Source organism: Herbaspirillum sp. B65 (assembly GCF_000333555.1).
Taxonomy (GTDB): Bacteria; Pseudomonadota; Gammaproteobacteria; order Burkholderiales; family Burkholderiaceae_D; genus Herbaspirillum; species Herbaspirillum rubrisubalbicans.
The window spans coordinates 1-1,309 of sequence record NZ_BADI01000168.1 but is presented as its reverse complement, the minus strand read 5'-3'; the positions used below and the strand labels follow the sequence as shown (position 1 = coordinate 1,309).

Sequence of the window (1,309 nt, the reverse complement as noted above, 5' to 3'; positions counted from 1 at the left end):
GCGGCAATAGTCTGGCCGGGTGCGCCGGATCAGGCTCGCCGGCGTCGGCCTGCTGCATGACGCGCTTGACGATGTCGTCCAGCTTCAACGCCTTCAGCTTGGCGAGCGTGGAAACGGTCTCAAAGCTGTTCTGGACATCAATGGCGTCATTGAGCAGCTTGATGCGCTCAGCACTGGCGTCGGCTACGTCCAGACCCAGTAGTTTGAGTTCGTCCAGGGTCAGGCGCGCGCCGTGCAGAGGATTGCCGGCGGCATCGCGGGCGCCCGCATCCGGGCGCTGGTCTTCGGCGATGGTACCGCTGGTGCTGGTCAGGTCACGCAGCTTGTAGGCGACATGGGCCATGTTTTGCAGAACCGTCAGGTCGAGCGAGGCCAGGGCGTGTTCGCCGCTATTCTTGAAGGACTTGAGCATGTCCTGGATCAGGCCTTCGGTGGACGGCGTGGCGCCGTTTTCCGCCAGGATGGACTTCACTTGCAGCTTGGTCAGATCGGCAGTATTCGGTGCGGTGGCACTGGCGAGGCCATCGGCGTAGTCGGCGATCTTGCCGCTCAGTTCGGCCAGTTCGTTGATCAGTGCCGGGGTCTTGACTGTGCTCTTGTCGGCCGGTTGCAGCTCCAGCGTGGTCAGCAGGAGCTTGAGGGCGGCGGCGTTGCGATCAGCGTTGGCCTCACCGGGCTTCTCACTGATCTGCACGCCGATGCTGGTAAGGTCGTCACGGGTCAGGGAGGGAGCGACGGCGGTGGTGCCATTGTCGGCTGCCAACAAGACGCGATTGTAGGCAGCGACCACCTTTTGCAGGTTGGCGGGGGTGCGGACCTGGCTGACGGTGATCTCGTTGCTGCCCAGCACTCGGATGGCGGCGTTGATGCTGTCCAGGTTGTCAGAGGTGACGCCGTTTATACGGGCGTTGGCATAGTTGGCGACGGTGGGGGGTAGGGTAACCACGCCGGTGGCGTAATCGCGGATCGCTTTCAGGTCTCTCAGCAGGCCATCTGCCAGCACCTTCAGTTCTGCGACGGAGTCGATGTCGTTCTTGTTCAGGGCGGCCACTGCGTCGCGCATGTTTTGCAGGATGCCATCGTCGGCTCCCTCCAGCTCGTTGACGCCTACGCCGGTAAAGTCTGTGATGGCCAGTTGATTGGCCTTCGTGGCGTTGCCGGCGGCATTCAAGATCTTGCCGACGATGCCGTTGATCGTATCGATCTTGGTCGGGGTGTCGACCTTGTCCTTGCTCACGTTGTCGAGCGCGCTGATGAGCAGGGAACGCTGGCTGTCGTCGTCCAGCCCATCGACGTTGACGCCCAGAAT

General features: G+C 62.3%; 1 protein-coding gene. It reads right to left on the bottom strand.

The window, feature by feature from the left end; genetic code table 11:
- Window positions 1-1,309, bottom strand: a 1,309-nt coding sequence (locus I5W_RS31940; RefSeq protein WP_044528304.1) for a hypothetical protein, incomplete at both ends; no start/stop codon positions are given.